Annotated in this window: 22 protein-coding genes and 1 tRNA gene; 11 read left to right on the top strand and 12 right to left on the bottom strand. The window is 53.8% G+C overall.

All coding sequences use genetic code 11. The features are described from left to right. Positions 1–86 precede the first annotated feature (86 nt). The 5 genes from AABO57_07615 to AABO57_07635 form a co-directional block, all read right to left on the bottom strand. A complete protein-coding gene (locus tag AABO57_07615) occupies positions 87–1,064 on the bottom strand; it encodes a threonine/serine dehydratase (GenBank protein MEK6285592.1) in 978 nt (325 codons plus the stop codon). Then, the gene (locus AABO57_07620) at positions 1,054–2,004 is read right to left on the bottom strand and encodes an MBL fold metallo-hydrolase (GenBank protein ID MEK6285593.1); all 951 of its coding nucleotides are present in this window, start codon (positions 2,002–2,004) and stop codon (positions 1,054–1,056) included. Before AABO57_07620 ends, AABO57_07615 begins: the two co-directional genes overlap by 11 nt. Positions 2,005–2,024: 20 nt before the next feature. After that, entirely contained in the window at positions 2,025–3,383 is a 1,359-nt protein-coding gene (rsmB, locus tag AABO57_07625) for a 16S rRNA (cytosine(967)-C(5))-methyltransferase RsmB (protein MEK6285594.1), read from the bottom strand. A gap of 128 nt (positions 3,384–3,511) precedes the next feature. Next, positions 3,512–3,958 (bottom strand): YkgJ family cysteine cluster protein, encoded by a 447-nt coding sequence (locus AABO57_07630; protein ID MEK6285595.1) that lies wholly within the window; start codon positions 3,956–3,958, stop codon positions 3,512–3,514. A gap of 423 nt (positions 3,959–4,381) precedes the next feature. Beyond that, complete coding sequence (locus tag AABO57_07635; protein MEK6285596.1) at positions 4,382–4,555, bottom strand: lysine biosynthesis protein LysW; 174 nt, start codon at positions 4,553–4,555, stop codon at positions 4,382–4,384. An 88-nt stretch (positions 4,556–4,643) separates the two neighbouring features. On the opposite strand from AABO57_07635, the gene AABO57_07640 reads away from it, so the two are divergent. After that, entirely contained in the window at positions 4,644–4,784 is a 141-nt protein-coding gene (locus AABO57_07640; protein MEK6285597.1) for a hypothetical protein, read from the top strand. Positions 4,785–4,864: 80 nt separating this feature from the next. On the opposite strand, the gene AABO57_07645 is transcribed toward AABO57_07640, so the two are convergent. Continuing rightward, positions 4,865–5,656, bottom strand: coding sequence for a hypothetical protein (locus AABO57_07645; GenBank protein MEK6285598.1), 792 nt, complete (start codon positions 5,654–5,656; stop codon positions 4,865–4,867). Positions 5,657–5,989: 333 nt separating this feature from the next. On the opposite strand from AABO57_07645, the gene AABO57_07650 reads away from it, so the two are divergent. From AABO57_07650 to AABO57_07680, 7 genes are all read left to right on the top strand, one after another. Continuing rightward, a tRNA-Thr gene (locus AABO57_07650) sits at positions 5,990–6,065 on the top strand. 370 nt (positions 6,066–6,435) lie between these two features. Next, a complete protein-coding gene (locus AABO57_07655) occupies positions 6,436–7,497 on the top strand; it encodes a sigma 54-interacting transcriptional regulator (GenBank protein ID MEK6285599.1) in 1,062 nt (353 codons plus the stop codon). Next, positions 7,494–7,787, top strand: coding sequence for a hypothetical protein (locus AABO57_07660; protein ID MEK6285600.1), 294 nt, complete (start codon positions 7,494–7,496; stop codon positions 7,785–7,787). The genes AABO57_07655 and AABO57_07660 overlap by 4 nt, the downstream gene beginning before the upstream one ends. Before the next feature lie 873 nt (positions 7,788–8,660). Beyond that, positions 8,661–9,023 carry a plasmid mobilization relaxosome protein MobC gene (gene mobC, locus AABO57_07665; protein ID MEK6285601.1) on the top strand — a complete coding sequence of 121 codons (363 nt, stop codon included), beginning with the start codon at positions 8,661–8,663 and terminating at the stop codon, positions 9,021–9,023. An 8-nt stretch (positions 9,024–9,031) separates the two neighbouring features. Continuing rightward, on the top strand, positions 9,032–11,395 hold the full coding sequence (locus AABO57_07670; GenBank protein MEK6285602.1) for a relaxase/mobilization nuclease domain-containing protein: 2,364 nt from the start codon (positions 9,032–9,034) through the stop codon (positions 11,393–11,395). 241 nt (positions 11,396–11,636) lie between these two features. Continuing rightward, complete coding sequence (locus tag AABO57_07675; GenBank protein MEK6285603.1) at positions 11,637–11,894, top strand: hypothetical protein; 258 nt, start codon at positions 11,637–11,639, stop codon at positions 11,892–11,894. Positions 11,895–11,977: 83 nt separating this feature from the next. Then, complete coding sequence (locus tag AABO57_07680; protein MEK6285604.1) at positions 11,978–12,487, top strand: hypothetical protein; 510 nt, start codon at positions 11,978–11,980, stop codon at positions 12,485–12,487. A gap of 508 nt (positions 12,488–12,995) precedes the next feature. Here the strand turns inward: AABO57_07680 and AABO57_07685 are convergent. Then, complete coding sequence (locus AABO57_07685) at positions 12,996–13,955, bottom strand: CBASS cGAMP-activated phospholipase (protein MEK6285605.1); 960 nt, start codon at positions 13,953–13,955, stop codon at positions 12,996–12,998. Positions 13,956–14,378: 423 nt separating this feature from the next. Further along, positions 14,379–15,515 carry a nucleotidyltransferase gene (locus AABO57_07690; protein ID MEK6285606.1) on the bottom strand — a complete coding sequence of 379 codons (1,137 nt, stop codon included), beginning with the start codon at positions 15,513–15,515 and terminating at the stop codon, positions 14,379–14,381. A 790-nt stretch (positions 15,516–16,305) separates the two neighbouring features. Between AABO57_07690 and AABO57_07695 the strand changes: the two genes are divergently transcribed. The 3 genes from AABO57_07695 to AABO57_07705 are packed head-to-tail and all read left to right on the top strand — an operon-like array spanning position 16,306 to position 18,157. Further along, positions 16,306–16,836: a hypothetical protein gene (locus AABO57_07695; protein MEK6285607.1), complete on the top strand. Its 531-nt coding sequence runs from the start codon at positions 16,306–16,308 to the stop codon at positions 16,834–16,836. Then, complete coding sequence (locus AABO57_07700; protein MEK6285608.1) at positions 16,833–17,276, top strand: hypothetical protein; 444 nt, start codon at positions 16,833–16,835, stop codon at positions 17,274–17,276. Before AABO57_07695 ends, AABO57_07700 begins: the two co-directional genes overlap by 4 nt. Positions 17,277–17,281: 5 nt before the next feature. Then, a complete protein-coding gene (locus tag AABO57_07705; protein ID MEK6285609.1) occupies positions 17,282–18,157 on the top strand; it encodes an ImmA/IrrE family metallo-endopeptidase in 876 nt (291 codons plus the stop codon). A 61-nt stretch (positions 18,158–18,218) separates the two neighbouring features. On the opposite strand, the gene AABO57_07710 is transcribed toward AABO57_07705, so the two are convergent. Genes AABO57_07710 through AABO57_07725 form a run of 4 tightly spaced genes read right to left on the bottom strand, consistent with a single transcriptional unit; the run spans position 18,219 to position 23,097 of the window. Further along, positions 18,219–18,956, bottom strand: a complete 738-nt coding sequence (locus tag AABO57_07710) for an SDR family oxidoreductase (protein MEK6285610.1) — start codon at positions 18,954–18,956, stop codon at positions 18,219–18,221. Continuing rightward, positions 18,953–19,906, bottom strand: coding sequence for a polysaccharide deacetylase family protein (locus AABO57_07715; GenBank protein MEK6285611.1), 954 nt, complete (start codon positions 19,904–19,906; stop codon positions 18,953–18,955). The genes AABO57_07710 and AABO57_07715 overlap by 4 nt, the downstream gene beginning before the upstream one ends. A gap of 49 nt (positions 19,907–19,955) precedes the next feature. Next, positions 19,956–21,542, bottom strand: coding sequence for a class I SAM-dependent methyltransferase (locus AABO57_07720; GenBank protein ID MEK6285612.1), 1,587 nt, complete (start codon positions 21,540–21,542; stop codon positions 19,956–19,958). Between the two features lie 4 nt (positions 21,543–21,546). Then, positions 21,547–23,097: an asparagine synthase-related protein gene (locus AABO57_07725; protein ID MEK6285613.1), complete on the bottom strand. Its 1,551-nt coding sequence runs from the start codon at positions 23,095–23,097 to the stop codon at positions 21,547–21,549. Between the last annotated feature and the right edge of the window lie 4 nt (positions 23,098–23,101).

The following is a 23,101-nucleotide window of genomic DNA, read 5'->3' on the forward strand; positions in this document are numbered from 1 at the left end:
CATTCATCGGTAGCGTCAAGCATCACGCTCTTTGCTCTTTGCCCTTTGCTCTTTGCCCTTTGCCCTTCGCCCGTCGCCCTTTGCTCTTAGCCCTTGGCGCTGATCACCTCGGCGAAAAGATCGAGGCTAATGTTTCGCCCGCTTACTATCGCCCCAACGCTCTGTCTTTGGAGGCGGGTGTCGCCAACCGCGGCGACGCTCACCGCAGCCGAGCCTTCGATCATTACGTGGTCCTCGCGCGCGAGCTGCGCGATCGCGTTTCGTATCGACTCTTCGCTCACCAGAATAATTCCATCGACTAAACGCTGAATGATGGGAAACGTGATCGAGTCAGGCTCGATGTTACCTGCGCATCCGTCGGCGATGGTTTCCTGTTCTTCAATTTCTACGATGCGGCCGGCTCGAAGTGCCGCGGTCATCGTTGGCGAGTTGAGCGGCTCGGCGCCGTAGACTTTGATGCGCGGGTTGATCGCCTTCACCGCCACCGCCACTCCCGCGAGCAGTCCGCCACCGCCCACGGGAACAATGATCGCTTCTAATCCGGGTGCGTCTTCGAGCATCTCGAGGCCGATCGTTCCCTGCCCGGCGATCACCTGCGGATCGTTATAAGGCGAAACAAATGTCGCTCCGGTTTCGCATTCCATCTCGCGCGCCGCGCGTTCGGCGTCATCGTAACCCGCGCCGCGTTCTATGAGCGTGACCGGGTAGCGGCGTATCGCTTCGACCTTGGCTCGCGAAGCCGATTCGGGAACGACTATCGTTGCCGCAAAGCCCAGCACTTCGCAGCAATGCGCAACGGCAAGCCCGTGATTGCCGGCGGAAACCGTCAGCACCCCGCGCGCGCGTTCGTCCGCGGTTAGAGCAGAAAGCTTCGCCATCGCTCCACGAATCTTGAATGACCCGGTCAACTGGAAGCATTCGAGCTTCAGAAAAACGTCCCGGCCATGCTCGACGGAGAGCCGGCGCGAGCGCTCGAGCGGAGTCCGCCGCGCCATCGAAGCGATTCGCTCACTCGCGCGCCTGACGTCATCGATTGTCGCTTCTTGATAATCCCTAGTAGACATCAAGATCTCGTCCCGACACGACCCTTCCAGAGTAACCCCGGCGAACCTCTTTCAACAGATCGTCTTCGCTCGTGCCCCAGAACAGTTGATGATAGAGAACGACCAAGCCGGGTTTGGCTTTGCTTGCTATCTCCGCCACTTCGCGCGAAGACGTGTGATAGCGCGAATGATACTTTTGCCACTCAAGCGGTCGTGTTGCAAAACCGGCTTCAGAGTAGACTTCGTGAATCAGCACGTCGCAGCCGTTGCAGTTCTCGATTACCGACGGACTTGGTCCGCAGTCACCCGAGATCACTATCGTGCGGCCGGGTGTTTCAAATCGAAACCCGTAAGCCTCGCGCCAGGAACCGTGATTAACTGCAAAGGCTTTGACCGTCACGTTCGCATCTTTGTACACGATGCCCGCCTTGACATCGTGCGTGATGACTTTGTATCCGGTCTTGTTGGAAGGCTCACCGCCGTTGAGCCGGATGCCGATATCCTCGCGGTAGGCCTTCAGTACGTGCTCGGTCATCGGCTTGATGCCCTTTGGCCCGAACACCTGAAGGGGTTCCGTTCTCCCCAAGACCCACGGCGTAAGGATGAGATCCGAATAGCCGGCGGTGTGGTCCGAGTGCAGATGAGTCACGAACGCCCGATTGAGATTCTTGACCGCAAGCCCGGTGATGCCTTTTTGAAAAGCCGCCGCCGCGCGTCTGACCACCCCAGGGCCGAAGTCGACCAGATAAGGAGTGTCATTGATCACAACGGCGACCGACGGTCCCGAACGGTCCGGGTCTGCGTTTGGAGTTCCAGTGCCGAGTAGAACGATCTGTGTAGCGCTCTGAGCAGGACTTCGCGATTCAACCGCCGAGCGGCAAAACGAAGAGCTGCCAGCTAACGAAGCCGAGAGCGCCATCGCCAAAACACTCAACATCATGGGTCGAATAGTTTGTCTCACGGCTTATCCTCTGCCGCTCCTCATGGCGCCTTTTCCAGAACGGCGGCAAAAAAACCATCGGTACCCTGGCGGTGTGGATACGTCCTGACGAAGCCGTCGCGGGTAGTAACATCGGCGTGGGTATTGGGCTCAACGACCCGGAACCGCGGGTTGCTATCCAAAAAGCGGATTACCACTTCTTCATTCTCTTCGCGTTCAAGCGAGCAAGTGGAATACACCAGTTTGCCGGCGCTTGCAACCGAAGACTCTGCGCGCTCCAGCATGCTGAGCTGAAGCTTCGCCAGCCGCGTGATGTCATCAGGCGAAAGCCTCCATTTTATTTCGGGGTTACCCCTCAGTGTGCCAGTTCCCGAGCAAGGCGCATCGACTAATACGCGATCGAATTGCTGAGCGCCGTCGCCGAAGGGGAGAGCTTGCGTCGCGTCCAGCGCAAGCGCATCCACCGAATCGATGCCGAACCGCCGGCAAGTAGCGCGAAGCGCGTTCAAGCGGTGGGGATGACGATCGCACGCGATGATCCATGCTTTGTCTCCTGCCAGCGCGGCTATGTGCGAAGACTTCGAGCCGGGCGCGGCGCATAGATCGAGAACACGATTACCAGCCTTCGGCTCGAGAAGGATCGAAACCAACTGCGAAGCCGGATCCTGAACGTAGATCTGTCCTCGCTGCGCCGCGCGGGCAATGACCGATGCGGGACCGCCTTCGACCACGAACGCCCCCGGCACAAGTTCGGACGCTCGGGTCATGACCCCTTCAGCTTTGAGATTGGTGAGCGTGTCGTCGACAGTTGCGCGAAGGGTGTTCACGCGAAACGCTGTCGCGGCCGGCGCGTTGTTGGCAAGCGCGAGCTGTCGGGTTTCGTCGTCACCTAACGCCGCTTGCCAACGCTCGAGGATCCACCGCGGATGCGATAGCTCGACTGACGTTCGTTCCAGAGGATCGGCTATTCCGTGGCCGGCTTGTTCGCCGAGATTGTTTGCCGCCTTTCGCAGCACTGCGTTCACCAGACCGCCGGCGCTTGCGGCGCGCGCTCGCTTGACCAGGTTCACCGATTCATTCACGGCAGCCGAGTGTGGAATTCGAGTGAGATAGCGAAGTTGATAAAGACCCATGCGCAATGCGATCAGCACGGGCAAGTCGAAACGGTCAATCGCGCGCCCGGAATAGCGTTCGATAAAAAAGTCGAGCGACCGGCGCCAGCGGAGCACTCCCAGAACTATTTCCTGTGCCAGCGTCCGGTCCTCGCGCGACATTTCTGATTTGGCCGGCGCTGCAACGAGCACCGACGCATAAGCGCGGTCCGTCTCGACGCGGCTTAGTATGTCATATGCTCGGCGGCGGGCCGGGCTTACTGAGTGGCTGCTCTGTTTCGGATTCATCAATGCGTGGCGGTGCTGAAACCGCCCTGCAACCCTACGATGCACGCGACCCCGAACCTGGGAGGCATCCCTGCCTGCGTGGCGTTGCGCGAGAAAGAGGCAGGCAGGGGATGCCTGCGCTCCCAAGGTCAAGCAGGGGGTATGAACTCCGGGTCGCACTGCCGGCGGCGTTCGGACGCGAGGAAATCGTAGTACCCGCAGCGCAAGCTATCGGGATACCCTCGGCAAACGGCCGGGCGTACTTCATAGATTGAGCACTGCCGTGTTTCCGTGTTTAGAAACTCACAGACTCTTTTAAAGATGTGGTCCTTTTTATGGCGAAGTATAGGGCCGAGCGGTGACGCCTTTGTGTGACGCTTTTCCGCTTGCTTGTAAGAGACGCCCAAATGACGCGCGATTCGAAGAAGGTCGCGCTTATTCACTTCCACTCGGTCATAGCTGCAGCAATACGCCGGACACTTCGAGCAATTGAACAGCACACGCAGCGAACGAGAGTTCTTCTTTGTGTTCCCATTACCTATGGCGCTCATCCAGAATTCCTTTGATTGAAAGGAGAGACAAAAGCGAGATTGCATTCTATCACGCGACTCGCCGGCTGCAACTCACTGCATTTCCGCGTAGCATTTTCGCACTGGCCGCATAGCGGCTACATGTGGATAGGCATGGTCATCGCCAGGCAACCCGATTTCGAGAGTGCAGCCGGGACTCGGGTAGCCGTCACGGCATGCTGAGGGCCGTTGCTATCGATCTGAGGAGGCTATGCGGCTAGCGCAACCGGCCCACCTGATTGCAGGAGAATCTGACACGCAGCCCACTGCATTGGGTCGCGGGATTAAAACTAAGCCGAACGTACCTGCTCCGTCAGCTACGCAGTCACAGCGTGTGCCGGAAACAATTCTTGAGAAGAGAGTGGACGGGCAGCACAGAAGCCATTCGCGGGTGGCTTCACAGTACAGCCTGGTTTGGTTTCGAGCTATTGAGTGGGCGACAGCGTTTGGTTACTCGGTCCAATCTTCCTCTTCCTCTTCCACTGCCACGTCCAGTTCGATTGGGTCGAGGCCAACCACCTCCAATTGAGTGCCGCAGTCGGAGCATTCGACGGTGTCACCTTTGTCGGTGTCTTCGTCAACCTGAACTTCCGCATCGCATTCGGGACAGGTCCCTCTTGGCATCTTCTCAATCCTCCGTGATCTTTTCTGCTGCGTCGTTATTGCTACTGCGCGACTCAACGAAAAATATCTAAACCGAAATGAGGAGGATTTGCAAGAAGCAACATCGCGAACCCGAGAGAGTAAGTCGGTAACGTGTTTGTTTCAGGCGCCGCCTGAGATCACACCCGAAGATGAAGACGCGGGTGCAACATCGGCGCCACCTGGCGCGAGCGAGCGGCTGCCGATCTGAGCCGCTCCGCAAGTCAGGCAGGCTACCGCGCAGAGTAAATGAGTGTTGGGCGGCGTCAATGACGGCTTGCCCGCGCGATCTCATTGCCGACGCGCCATCTTCTGGGTGGCGAACTCAAGCCGCTGGCGCGCGAGTCTGGCTTCTTCGCCCTGTGGAAACCGCCTGACGATGTCGCGGTACGCTCCCCCGTCGTACACGTACTCGGCGATAAATTCGTTGAAGTCGAACACGACGCGAAGTTTGCTATATCGGTCCAGGCCCGCATCGTTCAGATAGTATTCACTCAACCTGGCACTCCCAGTTCCGCCGCGGACTTCCGCGAGCCGCTTCCGCGCACGCTGGCTCAGCGTCTCCGCAGCACGTTCCGCTTCCTCACCTAACAACAGGAGCGCGCGCGGAACCAGTTGCGATTGACTAAAGCGCTCGATGAGAATCCGGCACAGCAATATCCGATCGAGCCCATCGCTGGCGTTTTCTATCAGCCTCATCATGCGTTGGTCTTCGCCGCCTCGGCCCTGCACAGCAAGGGCGGCTGGGTGAAGCCATCCGCGCGTGCGCCTCGTTACGGCTACGCGGCAAAACCTCGGCTGACCGGTTTTGGGGTTGCTAGCGCCCACGATGAACACTGTGCGTCCGAGACGAAGGCGACGCACCACCTCCGACCGCAAGTCAGGTTCTCGTCGAAGTGCTGACAAGCGGTCATCTACAACGAAGGCCTTCAGATAAGTCCCGCGTCCTCCCTGCCAGGTCGAGCTCTTGCTGTCTGTCTCCGGGGCTCGCGTCGTTAGTTGTTGCGCGGCTAGGTTGGAAACGGACGTCAGCAGCAGAAGTGCCCCCGCCGCCGCTCTCGTGACTTGAGTCAGCCGTCTCATTGGCTTTTCCTCCTCCATAACATGGTTCTCGATACTTGGTATGACGAAACCGGCATAGAACATAATTCTACCAGCTTGAAATATATTCAGAAGCGCGCTATTTGTCGACCGGTCGCGAGGGTTGAATGCGAACGCAAAAAATCGGCTCAAAGGGATTGGGGGAAAGTTAGTCACTCGGGTTATTGAGTAGGAGATGAACCAAAGGCTTCAATAAAACGCTCGGGGGACCCACGTGTAGCATACATCGCCGCGAGCGACACTCGACAGCAGGACACCTTGACTGGCTCGAATGAAGCAATGTATTTTGAAAGCCTGCCCGGCTCACCAAAAGAAGCCAGCGTAGCTCAGTTGGTAGAGCATCGGTTTCGTAAACCGGAGGTCAAGGGTTCGAGTCCCTTCGCTGGCTCCATATTTGACTAGTTTTCAGGTCCCATTCACCTTTTCATTCACCTTTTCGAGGCCCGCCGCGCTTCCGTCGCTCCATAAATCTAATTCCAAGGTTTCTCACCAACAACCAAGAATCCAAGAAGTGAGGCAAATCCTCCGATCCTCACCGTCTTTAGTACAGTGGGTGAATTAGCAGGATCGCGGAAATATTTCAGCGCCCCATCACCTTCGATTCAACTGGCAAATGCTTGGTCGGCTCGCGTACTGCGATGTCCACGTTCTCTGTTCTTATCTGTTCTTAGTTCATCGCTCGGGATGTGTGAACGAGGAGGCCAGCTCTGCACCTGGTCTCCAATGTGACCGGGCGACGAAACGACTAGCATAGGAAAAACATGGCGGGAGCGCTCAACGGAATCATAGGACACTCAGCGGTGATGCAAGATCTTACGGCTCTTGTTCTCAAAGTCGCGCCCCATGATTGCAGCGTTCTAGTCCATGGAGAATCAGGTACCGGCAAGGAACTCATAGCTCGCTCCATTCAAGAGAATTCCAAGCGCGCGAAAGGACCTTTCGTGCCACTCAATTGCGGAGCAATGCCAGACGCTCTCACCGAATCCATTCTTTTCGGTCACGAGAAAGGTTCCTTCACCGGCGCCTCCTCCGACAAGCGCGGGCTTTTCGAGGCAGCCAACGGCGGCTCAATCTTCCTGGACGAAATAGGCGAAATGCCTCTGCCTGCGCAAGTCAAACTCCTCAGAGCACTACAGGAGAAAGAGATTGTGCGCGTAGGTTCGACGCGGCACATCAAGGTCGATGTCCGCGTGATAGCAGCAACCAACCGGGATTTGAAGAGCATGATAGCGGAGGGTCGATTCCGGCAGGACCTCTATTACCGCATTTCAACCTTCGAGATTCAAGTCGCTCCACTCAGAGAGAGACGGGCAGACATACCGTCATTGGCCAATCATTTTCTCGACAAGCTTTCGAGCCTAGCTTGCCATCCGCTACCCCTGACCATCGAGGAAGATGCGTTCAACGCACTGGCAAGTTATGACTGGCATGGCAACGTACGGGAGCTCGAGAACGTAATGAGTCGCTTGCTCGTCGTCGTTGGTACATCGACCATAACACGCGCTGATGTCGAAAACGTGCTCGGCATACATCCAGATCCGGCAAGCATCATCGCTCAGACCCACTCGAATGCGCGTGCCGAAGCGAGACGAGTGCTGCGCCCTAGCACAGCGGAGCTCTGCGAAGATGAGACGATCACGGCCTACATGAGGCGGGTTAAGCTCGACGTACTTACAGCGGCGATTACTCAATATCCGAATAGAACCGCTGCGGCGCAGAGGCTCGGCTTGACCAAAGAAGCACTAAAGAGACAGTTGCGGTATTTGCGTAACGCTACAGCGCGCTCGACAACTATATCAACGAATAATCAGGAGAAGGTATGAGCAGACGAACAAATAGTCTACCGGAGAGCAACTATCCGCTGGTCAGTGTCCAGCGGTTCCAGTCACTGAAATGCGACGTGAACACGCGGCAGCTCGACGAACTTGCCAAGTACATTAGCTACGTTGAGGCGGCTAGCGGAGACAAACCCACTGAGGGGGAAGTTGTAGGCGCGGCACTCACCGAGCTGTTCAAGCTCGACCGCGGCTTTCAGAAGTGGAAAGACCGGTCCCAGAAACCTGATGCAAGCTCACAGAAGGCAGGGGAACTCACAGCACCGAGCAAAGCGTGACTAGTGAAATCGACGGACGCTCTCTGCGGCGCGCCCATGCTCCTCAGGGTTGATTAGGGTCCCATAGGAAGAATGATGCGCACTCTATTACCCAGTAACTCCCTATTTCGCTGCTACGCTCCGCGACACTGCCAGGACAATGGAAGCTTGGCAAATTCACCGTCGTGGACCCGATTCGCAGTCTTTCAGTAGCCGTCAAGTATCGACGTTCGTTAGCGATTGGAATGGAGGGAGATGCAGATGGCGAGGCCGAAACTACCAATAGCGCAACGCAAAGGCATGGTGATGACCGTGCGGATGAGACTGGATCTAAACGAAGGGTTGGCAGCGGTCGCTGTACTGCGCGGAACAACAAAGAGCGGACTTGTAAGTCAGTACGCGGCTGAACAGATCAGGCTTGAGCAGGAGCGTGATCGACCTCGCTTCGACGCAGCCGTCCAAGATATTCGGTTTCAAAGAGAGACGAAGCGGCGAAAGGAATCTGCTCAATCACAATTCGAACACCTCTCAGATTTGCCCGATTGCCTGAAAGCCATCACTGAAGATCGTCCATTGGCCAGGCCTTGGTGCCTTGAATCGCGCCCCCATGATCGCTTAATCGAGCCTCTCTATGACAGTGGGAAGAGGGTCATTCAGGCTACTCGTCGAAGCCTATCTCTCCTCGCACGAGGACAGCGAACCGCTTGTGGCGAGTCATTAGCTAGCTCCTTCGGCATCAATCCGGCTCCAGAAGACCGCCAATAACCTCACTCAATAGGACACGGAAATATTGTGAATAGACTACGGAAAGCAACCGACCAATTCAGAGCTTAAGGCGGGATACGTCTTCGCGCTATCGCGCTAAGACAGGGAACGATTGGCTAAGTTAAGAGTATGGGCAAGCGGCAAAAACAATACCCAAAAGGCGCCCTGGTGAGACTGACAAACGACGAACATATGCGGCTAACAGCGCTCGCAAAGAAGGCAGGGTTGTCGTTCTCGAGATTCCTGGTCGAGTCGGGACTCACCGGACAAGCGCCAACTAACGAGGACAGAATACAGCGCGAGCGGGCCATTTTGCAGCTTGCCAGGGTTGGCAATAACCTCAATCAAATTGCCAGACAATTGAACGCTCAACGGGGAGCACTCAGCTCCAGGGACATCGCTAAGACCCTAGGAGAAGTCCAAACCGCGCTAGAAAGGATCGAAGTACTGTGGCAGGGGGTAGGCGGTGAGCAGCGCCAGAGCCCACTCTGAGAATCGAAATGACAACGGCAAGCTCAATAGCAAAGGTGAGTGTAGGTAAGAGTGGCTGCGGTGCCGCGCATGCTTCCTACATAACACGAATGTCCGCACTCGATCCCGAGGGACGAGATCGGGCAAGAAGTAACACAGAAGAGCGCTTCGAACAAAGGTCATTGCTGACTCATGACCAGACCGAGAAGACCGAGCCCAGGGTCACCGAAACACTAAGAGACAATTTGGATCATCGATCTTTGGACGCAGAGAAGGAGCATGCGGGCGGTGACCAACGCGATGCTGATCCCGTTTGGACCCGGAACGCGCCCGACTTTTTGACCGGCGACACCAACGGAAGAACTCCCGGGTTGGGCCAATCGAACGCCTCTGAAAAGCTCTGCCTGAAGGAGAAGACCGAGAACCTCAGGCTCTATTTCGGATCACTGGAAGACTACGAAAGGAGGAAAGGAGGACGAACGCATTACCGGATAATCCTCTCGTTTGATGTCCCGGCGACCAATCAACAGATCAGAGATCTGACGAATAACTTCCTGGAGCAGGCCTTTCCAAAGGCGATTGGGTTCGGCGCTATCCATCGGGATACCGACCATCCTCACGTACATCTCTACTTGAATTCGCGGCAGACCGATGGCCGGCGAATTCAGCTCAAGAACAACGAGTTCAAAACCATCGACGAGAAGTGGTCTAAGATTTACACCAATTTCGCCGGCGACAAGAGTGCCCACGTCGAATACTTGAGGAAGAAAGAGGAGACCAAACAGTGGAAGATCACGGCGGCTGAAGCCTTTCGAAAAGGCAAACCGATCCCGCCCAAACCCGAAAGAGACAACGACCGGAGGGAGCGATTAGCTGAGCAAAGACTATCCGCGCAGAGATCAGAAGCCAGAGACCAGGGCAAGCGACTCGAGTCTCGGCCGCCCGCCGAGCCGGTAATCAGAGCCGGGTCCGAGAAGGAAACCGGACGCCTATTGGCTAAGGTGGCCATTGCACAAGAGCACCTCGCGCACCTAATTCGTACCGGAGCGACCCAAGGTCAGATCAGATCGATCGCGACCATTGCCTATGACCTGAAGGCTACCGTTGACAAGACCATAGCCGCGCGAAAACAGGCCGGAAAAGAACGGCTGCCCGCAGTCGTCTACACCACCGAGGAGTGCAAACAGCTTAAGGACTACAGAGCTTCTCACAATATACCGGTGAAGAAGGAGCATGCAGCGGCTCGCATTCAGGCCGCCCGGGTGCTTTCTGGAGCAGAATTGAGCGACGCCGAGGGTAAGGCCGAAGCATTCCGGGCCACGAGGCATTTCTGGAAGTTTGAAGTCGAAGGATGGGACCGAAAGCTATCGCTGAAAGAGGTGGAGCAAGAAATAAAGAGCAAAACCGAAGAGAAGTTTAAGCCTTACAACTTCCTCCGGCCAAGCAAGAGAGAGTCGATACAAGGGCAGATAGACTACCTTGCGGACGTTAAGAGAGACCTGCAGAGGCAGCTCTTGGCCAATGACGCCGCCGTGCAGAAAACGCTTGGCGCCGCTGGACTCAGGTACGATGTTGCCAGTAAACAAGCGGAGCAGGCACAGCAAGCGCGGTCTTGCGAGGGGAAGGCGATGCCACTGCCAGTCTTCCAGAAAGACGAACTCGGGAAGATGGCAGAAATCGCAACTCGCAACAAAGACGCTCGGCTGCTCGCTCTCGTATACAGCCAGGTCAGAGAGAATCTGTTAAGGGAACCGACTGATCAAGCCTTATCCCGGGTGAAGGGCCATGCAGTTATGGCGCGCATGGAGATGTTGAGAGAAGCCGAACGCCTAAGGGCCGCCATACAGTACGGTGAGTTTAGACAGGTTCCGCTCAGAGACGCCCACGGACTCGACTACACAAAGAGCCTGCGGGACGTGCAACCGAGGAACACGCTGGAAGCGGTGATCAGGCACTTCACCGACAGCGAGAAACAGAAGAGGGAGAGACAAGAGATCGGGGACATAGGTCGGGAACAGCTCCGACGTGCTGAAGCACAGTCGGTGAAAGCTAGGGATTACAGCGTTGTCCTGGACAGCATCGCTGCGGATCATTTCAGAGCAGCCGGAGTTCAACCCGGCCAAATTGCGCCGGAGTTGGATGCGAAGCAGATCACAGCATTGTGCGAGTTCGCCGAGAAGCAACCTCTGCTCAGTGGCGCCAGGAAGGAATTCGCTGAAGCCGCGAGGCAGGCGGAACGGGGACTTCAGGAGAGAGAAGCAGCCGCGGCGGCCCAACAGACCGAGCAGGTCCGCAGTCATGACCTATCGACTCGGCCGAGAGAACAATCACCTTCACAGGACACGCGAACCAACCATAACGCTGATCGCGACAGTTTCTCACGTGGGAGATGAAAGTTCTTAGAGGCCTGGCTCACCGATGCTGGCGCACACGATTTGAAGAGTCGCTAATAGCTGTTGGGCAACGTAACTCTTTATCAAGGGTAATGCTGAAGAAGCCAAGGCGGAAGTCGCTCGTGAGGAACTTGCTCACCTTATCCGAAGTGAAGCGCACGCAACGCAAGTCAAATGGGCTGCAAGGACCGCGTGTGAATTCGCAGTCGCGTTGGAAAAGACGCTTGCAGCTAGAAAGGAGATGGGTAAGGAAAAACTGCCACACGTCGTTTACACAACTGAAGAATGGAAGCAGTTGAAGGAGCATGCGGAGATGCGCCATGTTGCGGTCAAAGACGACCGCGCGGCTGCTCGGCTTCAGTCAACACGGGTCTTCGCCGGCGCTGAACAGAAGGATGCTCAGGCCAAAATTGATGCGTTTCAGACCCGAAGGCACTTCTGGAAGTTTCACGTCGAAGGCTTTGGAAAGGTCTCACTCAGGGAGGTCGACAAAAGATAAAAACCGAGACTGATGATAAGTTCAAGCTCTACAACTTTCTGCGCCCAACCAAGAGAGAGGCAATTCAACTCAGGATTGAGTTTTTGCAGGAAACCAAAAAGGACATACAGAAGCAGATCGCTTCGGCAGAGCGGCCTGCTCGGAACAACGTTACGGCATCGCAGCTCAAGTACGAGACTGCTTCGAAGCTTGTCGAGTACGCCGAGAACGCCCGTGCTCAACAGGGGAGGGAGATGCCCCTGCCCGTCTTTGAACGATCCGAGTTGGCCAAAATGAGCGTGATTGCCAATCGTAACAAGGACGCCAAGCTCCTCGAATTTGTGTATCACGAAGTCAAAGACAGCTTGCTGGCTAATCCGACTACGTCCACTCTGGCTGACGTGAAGGGTAAGGCTCTAATGGCAAGGATGGACATGCTCAAGGCTGCCGATCGACTCAAAGCGACGGTTGAGTACGGCGACTATCGCCAGCTTCCAATCACGGACGCTCAAGGTCTGACTTACACAACGAGCGTCAGGGAGATTGAGCCGAAGGGCGCACTCGAAATGCTCATCAGACACTTCACAGACTCTCCGGAGAAGAGGCACGAGTGACAAGCTGTCGCCGACGCCAGAGCTGACCAGCTACGAATGGCTCATATGCAGTCTCGAGATGCACGTGATTACAGTGTCATCAGAGACAGGGTTGCGCAGGATTTCTATCGCGCTGCTGGAGTACGCGAGAAGGCGGTAGCGCCAACTCTAGGCCGCGAACAGATCGCCGAGCTCAACAAGTACGCTGAGACGTTGCCTTTCTTCAGTACAGATCGGAAGGAGTTCAAAGAGGCCGCCAGGATTGCTGAGGAGAGCCTTCTGCGCAGCGAGGCTTCGGAAGCAGCTAGAAAGGGGACCGAACAATTACGAGCTCCCGACTTCTCCGCGCGCACCATTGGACAATCGCCTTCTCACGCCGCGTCAAGCACTGACCGGTCTGATCGCGACACCTACTCACGTGGTAGATGAAGATTCCCAGCGAACAAGTTCCTTCCCCAATCCAACAACCCTGATTGAGCTGTACTTATCCGTTGATAGTGAAAGCAGCCCTCCTCACTTTCGATAGCTCTCACAATTTGTGAAAAGGTTCAAAGGGCTCTGCAGGCTCTTTAAAGAAAATGGGCATCAGTCTTGAGATTTCGTTTCGTGCTTCGCTTCGCCCTAGCCCGCAAAGCGAATCCAATTCCTTTAGAGCGTCCATTCCGTACCGACCAGAGGAGACCATGCGATTGATCCGAAATATGCTATCCTTGCCAACAAGGTGCTCCGCCATACCTTTTGCGCCGGAGTCTTGTCCACCCATGAACGCATCTTTAGCTTTGAACCCCCAATACAGTAACCCGAGACTGAACCGTCGTGCCCAATCAATGCTTGGGGGTTCTTGAGTACAGCCAATGCTTAGGATTCTGATATCTTGACGGGGCCACTCCAAAATTGTGATGGCTTCCACTGCAGCTACAGCTATGGGATTATTAGCCCAGAGTCCGCCATCAATGAATGGGATTCCCTGAGCAGACTTATATGTTGGAAAATATGTAGGCGCAGCGGTTGTTGCCCTTGCTGCCACAACTGCTGGTTCTAAGTAGTCCATTCTCAGGCGTTCGTGATGAGATGTCTTGTAGATATGAACTTCCAAAGTCTCTAGATTCAGAGAGGGTATAACGAGGCGAGTCCGGGATTCCCCCAGCTTGCGCTCACCAAACTTATCTTCGAGTTTGAGCTGAAGAGCTGTTGGATCATATTTTGAGAATCCAATCCATCGGAAAAACTTAAGAAAGCGATTGCCGGCAAAAACATCTGGTCCAAGTTCCAAATAGAAATTAAGCAGATCGTTTGCACTAAATCCGAGTCCTAAGCCAATCGCAATAATGCCGCCCGTCGATGTGCCGGCAATCAAGTCGAAATACTCGCCAATCGGCCTGGCTAACTGTCCTTCGATGGTGGCAAGAAACGAGGCCGGAAATACACCCTTTATTCCGCCACCGTCAATAGACAAGATTCTTCGGATGGTTCCGTTTGCGTTGCTCACTTCTAAGTCTTCTCTCCTTCGCCATGCTCAATGCCCCCTCCAAACCACTTTCCTGTGACAAGCCATACTTCATAGAAGTAGAGCCACAATGAAAGCCACGGAATAATTGTCGCGGAAATTAGCTTGCCGGGATGCCATTCTCCAGTCCTCGGAAAATAGACACACGGATGGTCTCCGAAATAGACGTGAGGGATCCGGGCTTGGTCATCTCTCTTACGCAGCTTTGGCGAAAGCACAGTTATCCTTGGCCGCGAGCCGGGCTTGTATTCTATCTTTACTTGATATGTTTCACACTCGTTGCCCGGATTCAGTGAGCCTACCCAGATACCTATCTTGTGGCTGCCGCCATAACGGAACCCGGGAAAGTGTGAGCTTACCCCAATCCGTTGCTGGGCCAGGGTAAGACTCTTAGGTTTAGGATACTTATTCTTCACCGAAGAAACTGTTTTGCTTAACCGGCACCGTTCCCGCGCTCTTCACGCTCGTAATGACACCGGTCGCCTTTTCTACTCCCAGACTGCCCGATGGACGCATACTGCCCATGGACTTCGCTTGGTATTCGATTGCACTCTTCACACGATCTTCGCCAAACAGCTTGCTCAACTGAGGGGTCCTTGCCGGTAGCCCTGCAGCCCGGTTCACTTCGCGCCATGTGTCTCTGAACTCAGTGATCCATTCCCGGAATTCAGCGTAGAGTTTCGGATCAGCGTCCCATCGTTCGCTAAGCGTCTCGTCTTTGTTCATAGGGTTGACCACTTTCATGATCGAACCGTCACTAGGAAGCTTGGCTACGATTCCTTCAAGAACGCACGTTAGGGTCTCATTGACTGATTCCTGCCCGAAGTAGTTGAGAGCGCTCAAGGTGGTCAGCACGATCGAAATCGCAGCCTTGGAATCGTAACCGAGCTTGATGTCGCGGTCCCGCTTGATTAACTGCACGGCCCGCTTTAGTGGTGGCTTTAATTCAAGCGGCTCCAGATGTGGCAGTGGCTCGATTGCCTTGAAATACGCTTCAAACTCAGATGACTTGGCTACCTTCTCGAACCACTCTGCATAGCCTTTGGGATTTGAAGGCTTCCAGCCGTGTGCTTTGCGGTCGGGTACGACAACGCAGCAATAGCCCGCCGCTCCGTCGGGACACGCCGGAAGTATGTCGAGGTGGAACTGATGCTCATAGTTGACGCGCACGCACCTGTTCATCAACTCAACCTTATCCTTGTACAGGCCATTGGCTTTCAGCCATGCTTCGATATCAGTTAATAACTTAATTGGGTTGCCGCAGAACTCTGCCTTGAGGCCTAGCAGCTCGCAGACCAAATCCAAATCGAATTCCTGCCGGCCGCGCGGCTTTACTGTCGTTCCTATTCTCAGAGAACCTTGCGGGTAAATGTCTGGATCATATCTGGCAATCGGACTGCCTTCAGCCTGAAGGTATTTGCCGATTGCCTGATAGTGCTCTACAGCCAGCTTATAGTCTGTAAGGCTGAGTTGAAGTCCAAGGCACAGTCGATGCAAGAGATCATCGAGCGATGAGACCGCGGGGACTACTTTAGCTACCATGTGTTTTCCTCCGAACTGCCCTAGTGGAGAACTTCGGGACCGTTAACCCTGAGGGCAAATAAGCGAAATCTTGTCAGAAAATTGTACAACCAACTCCTAATCGATGTACACCAATGGTAGGCCCGAAACTACTTGTGTACTCTATCTTGTGCGTCGTAACGATATATCGAGCTCGATATCCCAGTGCCACACTCGATCTGCAGGAGGGGTTGCCCAATCAGTATTTGAGCTCGATCCTGTCTTAGTCTGTTTATCTTCACGAAGGCTCGGGGCTCCTCGAAGAGACAGTTTCGGTCGCAATATTCCTCTTCCTCTCGTCTTAAGGCCTGGTCCATTGGGAGCTGCAATGAACTGCCCTGGATTCTCGAAGCTAACAAATTTCTACTTGCTCCCACTATGTAGTGCCGGATTGATGGAGGTTTTTGCCGTCAAATGATGGAAAACAAATCCACGATCCACCTTGGATAGTAATGTCGGCGTGTTAACCCTTTGTGCCCTTTGTGCCCTTGCCCACAAAGCTTGTCTATGTTATTCAGCCACTACACGTTCCTCGAGTGATGAATTGCCGATGCGGTTGTTTTGCAAGTACCGGCGAAAACTCAGTCGATCCGGGCATAACAGTCTGGAATACGGATGACCGATGAATCTGAAAGCTCACGAAGCTGTCTCCGGAATCTCAGATGACGAGTGGCGCGGTATCGCGCTGGAGTTAGAGCGGTATGCGTTCAGCGTCAGTCGTAACCTCCGGTGGCGTACGCGAAATCCCACCGAGCTTCCCGGGGGCGAGACGGTGGATTCGATCGTCTCGAGAGCCATCGAAAAGCTATTCGTCGGCGATCGCGACTGGGAACCCGAAAAAGAGCCGAACATCAAAAACTATCTGAAGGGGGTCATCGATAGTCTCCTCAATCACCTTGCCGAGAGCAAAGAGAACACGTTGTTAACAGCCGTCCCAAAACCGGGTAGCGTAGATTCGACGGCATGGGAAGGCGGTTCACCAAAACGAGATCCTGCTGCTGATTGGCTTGTTCCCACGCGCCCGTCGCCCGAACGCACCCTCCTGATGCAGGAAGAGTCGGCCCTGAAGGATCTGGCGCTTGATTTGCTTATCGATGAATGTGCAGATGACGATGTTCTCATCGAAGTGCTTGAGGCCATGATGGACGGCGCTGATACATCTGCCGAAATCTCCAAAGCGAAGGGCATACCCATTAAGGATGTATACAACGCCACCAAACGGCTGGACCGTAAGCTGGAAAAAGTTCACGGACGCATTGCCAGTGAACAGAATGCGGCGGTTTCCGGAGAGGAAGGCCTATGAATGGAAGTAAACCGGATACTAATGAGCTGTTCCGTCGGATTTCGAAGCTGAGTAGCGAAGCCGAATGGACACCAGATGAGGTCAGCGAGGCGCTTTCGGAGGCAGGGGTACGTCCAGACGATCTCGCTGACCGGGTACTGCAACTCGTCACTCGGCTCAAAAAGGAGTCGCCGTTTCATTGGAAAAACAGGGCGCAGACGATGCGTCACGAGCTACTGGAAAAAGTACGGGCAAGAGTCAGCGCAGAGTCGGCTGGGTTAACGCGGCCACAGCTCTTGAAGAGACTGAATGAGGCCATAAGCCGATTACCTGTTCCGATCGCAGCCCAGTATGGAGTGGCCTTTCGGAAGTTCGAGCACGCTACTGAAGAGGACCTTCGCTCAATGCTTGAAGAAGTTGCCTTAGTTGAGGACTTAGAGAGCGGGACCAGAGTTGAGTAGTTGAAATGAGTCTTGATGTAATCCGAGAAATGGCCGCTGAGAGGCGTGCTGACGAGCTGATCACCCAATTAGAAATCAGCGACGTCGAAGAGATCGATATTGAAGCCATCGCAATGACGCAAAATGCGCTTGTGATCGATGGTGGACTAACCGGGGCTGAAGCGCGGCTTTCGCGCTCGCCCAAGCTCAATTTCATCCGGGTTAACAACGCGATTCGGGAGCCGGGGCGCCGTCGCTTCGCCATCGCGCACGAACTGGGGCACCTGCTGCTCCAGCAAAGCTCTCAATTTGCTCTCTGCACGGATAGGGATTTAGTCCCGTTCTATACAAACAGTGCCGATGAACTTGAAGCGAGCACTTTTTCTGCTGCATTACTGATGCCTGCCAAGTTCTTCGAACCGCTCTGCCGGTCTACAAGACCTTCGCTGCAATATGTAGGCGAACTGGCAGCTGACTTCCGGGTAACGCTGACCGCCGCTTCCTCGCGTTACATTCAGTCCTGCCCACATCGTTGCTGCCTTGTCGTCAGCAAGGATGGTAAGATTCGCTATCACAGAAAAACTAAGGATTTCGGCTATTTCATCACTCCGCGAGAGACTTTGAGCCCAGCCACGTATGCAGCAGACTTTTTCAAAGGCGAACGGCTGCCTCAGGGGATGAACGAAGTGCAAGCAACGGCCTGGTTAGAAGGAGAACGCATAGATTCGAGCAAGACAATCCAAGAAGAGTCGATTGCGATGCCGTCCTACGGGTCAGTGTTGACGCTCCTGTGGATTGATAAAGATATTGACCAGTACATTACAGGTGAAGACGAGTACGATGCCGAGGAACGGGAGTCCGACAGCCGTTGGTCATGGAACCGCTATCGTGATCGAGAGTAAAGAACTCTCGTCGAAGATATTTTGATGGCGGAAAGACCTGTCCATTGCCCTGGGACGAGTCTCAAAGTACCTGGTCGGATGGTAGTAATTGAATTCGACCTGGCATCACACCGCCCTCAGTTTCGCTGGCTCGAACGATCCAGCGAGCTACCTCCTTGGGATCGAGTCGCTTGATGTTTCTGCCCAAGAAATGCTCACGGACTGGCGGATCAGTTGTATTCTTCAGAAACGGAGTATCGATTGCACCCGGCTCAATGCTTGTAACTCGAACTCCACACTCACGCCGCAAAACCTGAAAGAAACCTTCAATTGCCCGTTTGCTTGCTGTGTAAGTCGCCGTAAACGGCATAACTGTATCGACCAGAATGGAGGTAACATTTATGACGTGACCATTGGGCGCAGTCTGCAAGTACGATAACAGCCTCGAGGTCAGCAGTATCGGAGCCATCACATTGACCAGGAAGGTTTCGTTCAATTCCTCAGGTTTGATTTCACCGATTCGGCAATGATAGCCAACACCAGCATTATTGATAAGTAGGTTCAAAGCGCCGCCCGAAAATACTTCTACAACATTGACGAGCGGCTCTATAGCATCAAGCTCGCGAAAGTCGACTGCATAAGTTTCAAGCTGACTTGCGTATTCTCTTAACTTTTCACGTAACTCTTGTGAGGATTCGCTCCTCGCTGTTAGAGCGAGTACCCGGACCTCTCGATCCAGTAGTTCCCTACAGATCTCGACGCCTAACCCTCCGCTGGCTCCAGTCACCACAGCGCATCTTGGATGTTCACTACCTTTCACGGAAATGCCTCCAACACTTCATTAATATCGAATTTGTTCATATCAAATCGTTTTAGATCAAAAACCGGCGTCTCAGCCGAATTCAATCCTGGCACGCTCGTACACGCACATCTGAAGCCGGCTTCCTTAATAATCGACCGGCACTCTGCATCATATGATTCAATTCCACCGAATGGATAGGCGAAGGAATGAGCCGAATCTGGGGCAAGGGCCTGCAGCATTTCTAATGACCCGAGTATCTCATCACGCTTTGATTCACCCGAAAGACTGGAGAGTGAAGGGTGAGACAACGAGTGCCCACCGAGGGCTAAGTACTCAACGCCCCTTAGCTGCATAAGCTTATCCATAGAGGGAAACAATTGATCACGTAATAGATCAAATTCCTCGTTCGGAAGTCCCAAGTCCCTTGAGATCTGGCTGAGTGTCTCCCTCTGACCAATGGAATCGAGGTGCCGAAAATACTTTCTTATAAGGGAAATATCGGACTTCCCTCCAATTAGAAACGTGTTGCCGGCGATTGAGATCTCTCGGGTGCTTGGTAGCATCCGGTGAGCAGCTCCAATCCACTCAATCCAGCGGAGTCCAAATTCAGGGTAAATGCCATAGCCAGTTATGAAGAATGTGGCTTCCATTTGTAGCATCGTTAGGCGATCAGCAACATCGTCGAAATGTTCCCGAAAGCCGTCATCAAAAGTCAGTACAACAGCTCTTTCCGGCAGTCCATGCGCCTTCGAAAGTTGTAGAGCCAGGTCAAGAGAGATCACATTTGCTTTCCGCTTCAGAACAGAAAGGTGCATCGTAAATGTTTCGGGAGGTAGCACAATATTAGCCTCGAGATGCACAGGGAGTGTGAGTGGATGTTGATAAGGTGCGATCCGGTGGTACGTCAAAATTGCGAAGGTTTCCGACGGAGGGATACGATGGACGTTCCAATCTTCGGGCAGTTGCACAGTGTTGCTCAATCCTAGGATGACTAATCTTAGACTCTGTCCGCACGGATCAATGGGGGCGAAGGCGCTGGGCTGCAAAGAGTTCATCCATCAGACAGTGTTTCCCCCATTGTTTATTGGGTACGATATACCTCTCGACGACGGACTTGGGACCTGACGCATGCACGGCTCCTACATCATGAAAAGCAATCCATCCGCCAGGTTTAACCCGCGGCGCCCAGGCTTCATAATCCTTGAGAACCATGTCAAACGAGTGATCGCCATCAATAAAGAGAAGGTCCAACTCTTTCGGAACAAAGTCAAGCGCGTCTTGGCTTGTCTTTTTGACCTGTCGAATACGTGTCGAAACCCCGTGCCGTGCCATATTAGTTTGGAACTCTGCCTCCAGCGGTAATTCATGCCTTTCCATCTGAGAGCGATAGACTTTCTCAGATGCCGCATCTCCGCTACCGTCGAATGGGTCCACACAATAAACTAGTCCATCAAGTCGCGCTTCAATTGCCTTGGCTAAGATATAGCTAGACCGCCCGAGCCAAGAACCAATTTCGCAAATGACAGGGGCAGTAGACTCGATACTGGCAGCGATTCGATATAGCTGTATCGCTTCTCTTGGGCTCAGCCAACCATCAATCAGCTCATAGCGCCGAATGATCTGCAAGATAAGCTGGTCTGATAGGCCATCAACGCCGACCAGATTACGCCCGCGTAAGGATGAAAGGCTAGATGCGAGATGCTCAGAGTAATTCAAAACGTTTAGAAGCGCGTCCGAAGGGTTCCGCGGAGCATAACGCAGATCGAACCCGTCCGGGAGGAGAAATGTATAGTCAAGTGGCGCCTCAGTCATCCCGGGCGACACGTTCTTGTCGAGGATATTATAGTAGACTGCAAGACGTATCGTCTCGCTCGGAGACAACTCTTGCTGTTTTGACAAGTTATATGCTGGGTACCAGTCAAATAATACCCGGTCAGGACGCGCTAGATTAGCGAGCCAACCGACAAGATACTTTGAGCGCGCTTGTTCTGGATTACGGATTGGAAAATGAGCAAGTGCCAGTGATCCAACAGCTGGCGAGGGCGAAAGGCGGTCCCCAGATTCCGTCACAACATAGTGATTGCCTTGCGTAACCGACAGACCAGGGCATGAATCAAAGAACGGTCGCGGCAAGGTCAATTTGGAATCGTGGTTGTGTTGATTTACACGTCGATGACGAATCCGAATCACCGGATTTCTCTCGTTAGCGTCGTCAGCTTCAGTTGGTATGTAGGTTAACCACTCCAGATAGCTCGGACGATCTATGGGAAGAGACTCAAGCACTTGGCGAATAGCATTGCCTTCTGGGCAGCACAAGAACTCATCGGCGTCGAGCGGAATCACTAGGTCTGCACCAATAAGATTAAACGCGTCGTACACCATACGAGTGACCTTCTCGGCCTGAACGAAGGCAGGATCGTCATCCGACAAAACTGATATTGATAACCCTTCGTCAATGAGGTGTTCGAGAATCCTAGTACTTTCGTCTGTACTGCCATTGTCCAGAATAATCATGTGGTCAACGATAGCCGCATGGTAACGCACGAAAGCTTCAATAATGTCTTGCTCGTTCTTCACCATGGAAACCGTTACTATCTTCGTCATAAAGTTAGCTACCGCCCGTAGGTATGTTATCGGAAACAACCATTCTGCTAGAGGCGCCAATTAGAAATGGGTACGGAAGAGGCTCATCAAACTGATCTGCCGTTATCCCATTTGATTTCCGCCACGCCGCCCGCATATCGGATCGAATCCTAGGCAGATCGCATCCCCGCATTGAAAAGCCGAACTTACCGTCCAAATCTGGCATTTGAGGAGATCCGTACGACAATCGGTTAAGCAAAAAATCCCGAAGAGGCCGCTTTTTCTGAATATCCATACAGCGTAGCGCAGCACTCAGAATCGGTTTAGACAGGAAGGGGAACCTAGACTCGATTGAGAAAAACCCACCAGCTCGGTCAACCTTTGAGGTATAGGCCAGGAGCGTTGTGAATAGCGAGTAGAAGCTGGTCCTCTGCCAAGCTCTAGGCCATTGATCAGGCGGATAGAAATCCGCGCGGAAGTCATACCCATCAAACAACTCGTCACCGCCTGAACCGTCAATTATTACTCGAATCCCGGCATTATGAATCGCCGATAAAACTGCGTGAGTCAAGAGGGCACCATTGTCGTAATACTCGGAGTCGTAATAGCAAGGATCGTAGAGTTCACTAAGTGCTCTGCCATATTCAGAGTCACCAAATCGAACCAAGGTAATTCCCGAAGCATGTTTGAGCCGCTTCAGACGACTCATGATGTAGGGTGCCTCAACCGTTGGCTTATCAAAGACCTCAATAAGAGAAAAGACATGGTAGGGAATCTGCATCTGCTCGGCAGCGAAGGTCAATATGCCGCTGTCTATCCCGGCAGACATGGGTATGGCGATAGTTTGACTATGATCAAGCCTTGACGACAGTGAATCAAAGAGTGCCGAAGCGATCTCATCATCCGATTTGACCGAAGGCGAGTCAGGCAACCAAGACTCGTAGGGTGAGACTTGTATAGTGTGTTCGCGAACAACCAAGTAGTGTGAAGGTGGGAGAGCCCACACTCCGGAAAATGAAGTGTACGGTTCCTGGATCGCGTACGTATGTTGATACGCAGGCCCATGTGTCGGGCGACAGTAGGACCGCTGAAGGACTTCTGCAACTGCATAAGCGGATGAGGCCCAGACAAGTCGTGTTTTATCGAATCCGAAGTAGAGTGGCTTCGTACCGAAAGCATCGCGCGCAAGTAGGAGTTGACCAAGTTTCTCATCCCAGAGAGCGATCGCAAATTCGCCGTCAAGCTGCGACGCGAACGCCTCGCCAAACTCACGGTACGCGGGGATCATCGCACTGCCATCGGCACTTTCAGACACCACCCTCCTTCGGGAATTGTATATTTCTCCATTATAAGTTGCGACCACACCCAAATCTCGAAACGGCAGACGCCCCACATTGCTATCGCCACGGATTATCAGTCGATTGCCTGCCAGTATGCATCGATCATCTACCCTCGCAAAATACTTTTGATCTGGTCCTCGTCTTTGAAGGCGACCTAGTGCGCGTCTGAGTGCCGCGCAGGTCAAAGTATCATCAGTTACCGGAGAGAACCAATACGTACCGATAATAGAACACATTGTG

It is taken from the genome of Acidobacteriota bacterium (assembly GCA_038040445.1).
Lineage (GTDB): Bacteria > Acidobacteriota > Blastocatellia > UBA7656 > UBA7656 > Onstottus_A > Onstottus_A frigus.

Coding starts and splice junctions, on each gene's coding strand:
- AABO57_07615 (MEK6285592.1), bottom strand. CDS start 1,064: ATGTCTACTAGGGATTATCAAGAAGCGACAATCGATGACGTCAGGCGC.
- rsmB (MEK6285594.1), bottom strand. CDS start 3,383: ATGAATCCGAAACAGAGCAGCCACTCAGTAAGCCCGGCCCGCCGCCGA.
- AABO57_07630 (MEK6285595.1), bottom strand. CDS start 3,958: ATGCAATCTCGCTTTTGTCTCTCCTTTCAATCAAAGGAATTCTGGATG.
- AABO57_07635 (MEK6285596.1), bottom strand. CDS start 4,555: ATGCCAAGAGGGACCTGTCCCGAATGCGATGCGGAAGTTCAGGTTGAC.
- AABO57_07645 (MEK6285598.1), bottom strand. CDS start 5,656: ATGAGACGGCTGACTCAAGTCACGAGAGCGGCGGCGGGGGCACTTCTG.
- AABO57_07655 (MEK6285599.1), top strand. CDS start 6,436: ATGGCGGGAGCGCTCAACGGAATCATAGGACACTCAGCGGTGATGCAA.
- AABO57_07660 (MEK6285600.1), top strand. CDS start 7,494: ATGAGCAGACGAACAAATAGTCTACCGGAGAGCAACTATCCGCTGGTC.
- mobC (MEK6285601.1), top strand. CDS start 8,661: ATGGGCAAGCGGCAAAAACAATACCCAAAAGGCGCCCTGGTGAGACTG.
- AABO57_07670 (MEK6285602.1), top strand. CDS start 9,032: ATGACAACGGCAAGCTCAATAGCAAAGGTGAGTGTAGGTAAGAGTGGC.
- AABO57_07675 (MEK6285603.1), top strand. CDS start 11,637: ATGGGTAAGGAAAAACTGCCACACGTCGTTTACACAACTGAAGAATGG.
- AABO57_07690 (MEK6285606.1), bottom strand. CDS start 15,515: ATGGTAGCTAAAGTAGTCCCCGCGGTCTCATCGCTCGATGATCTCTTG.
- AABO57_07700 (MEK6285608.1), top strand. CDS start 16,833: ATGAATGGAAGTAAACCGGATACTAATGAGCTGTTCCGTCGGATTTCG.
- AABO57_07705 (MEK6285609.1), top strand. CDS start 17,282: ATGAGTCTTGATGTAATCCGAGAAATGGCCGCTGAGAGGCGTGCTGAC.
- AABO57_07720 (MEK6285612.1), bottom strand. CDS start 21,542: ATGACGAAGATAGTAACGGTTTCCATGGTGAAGAACGAGCAAGACATT.
- AABO57_07725 (MEK6285613.1), bottom strand. CDS start 23,097: ATGTGTTCTATTATCGGTACGTATTGGTTCTCTCCGGTAACTGATGAT.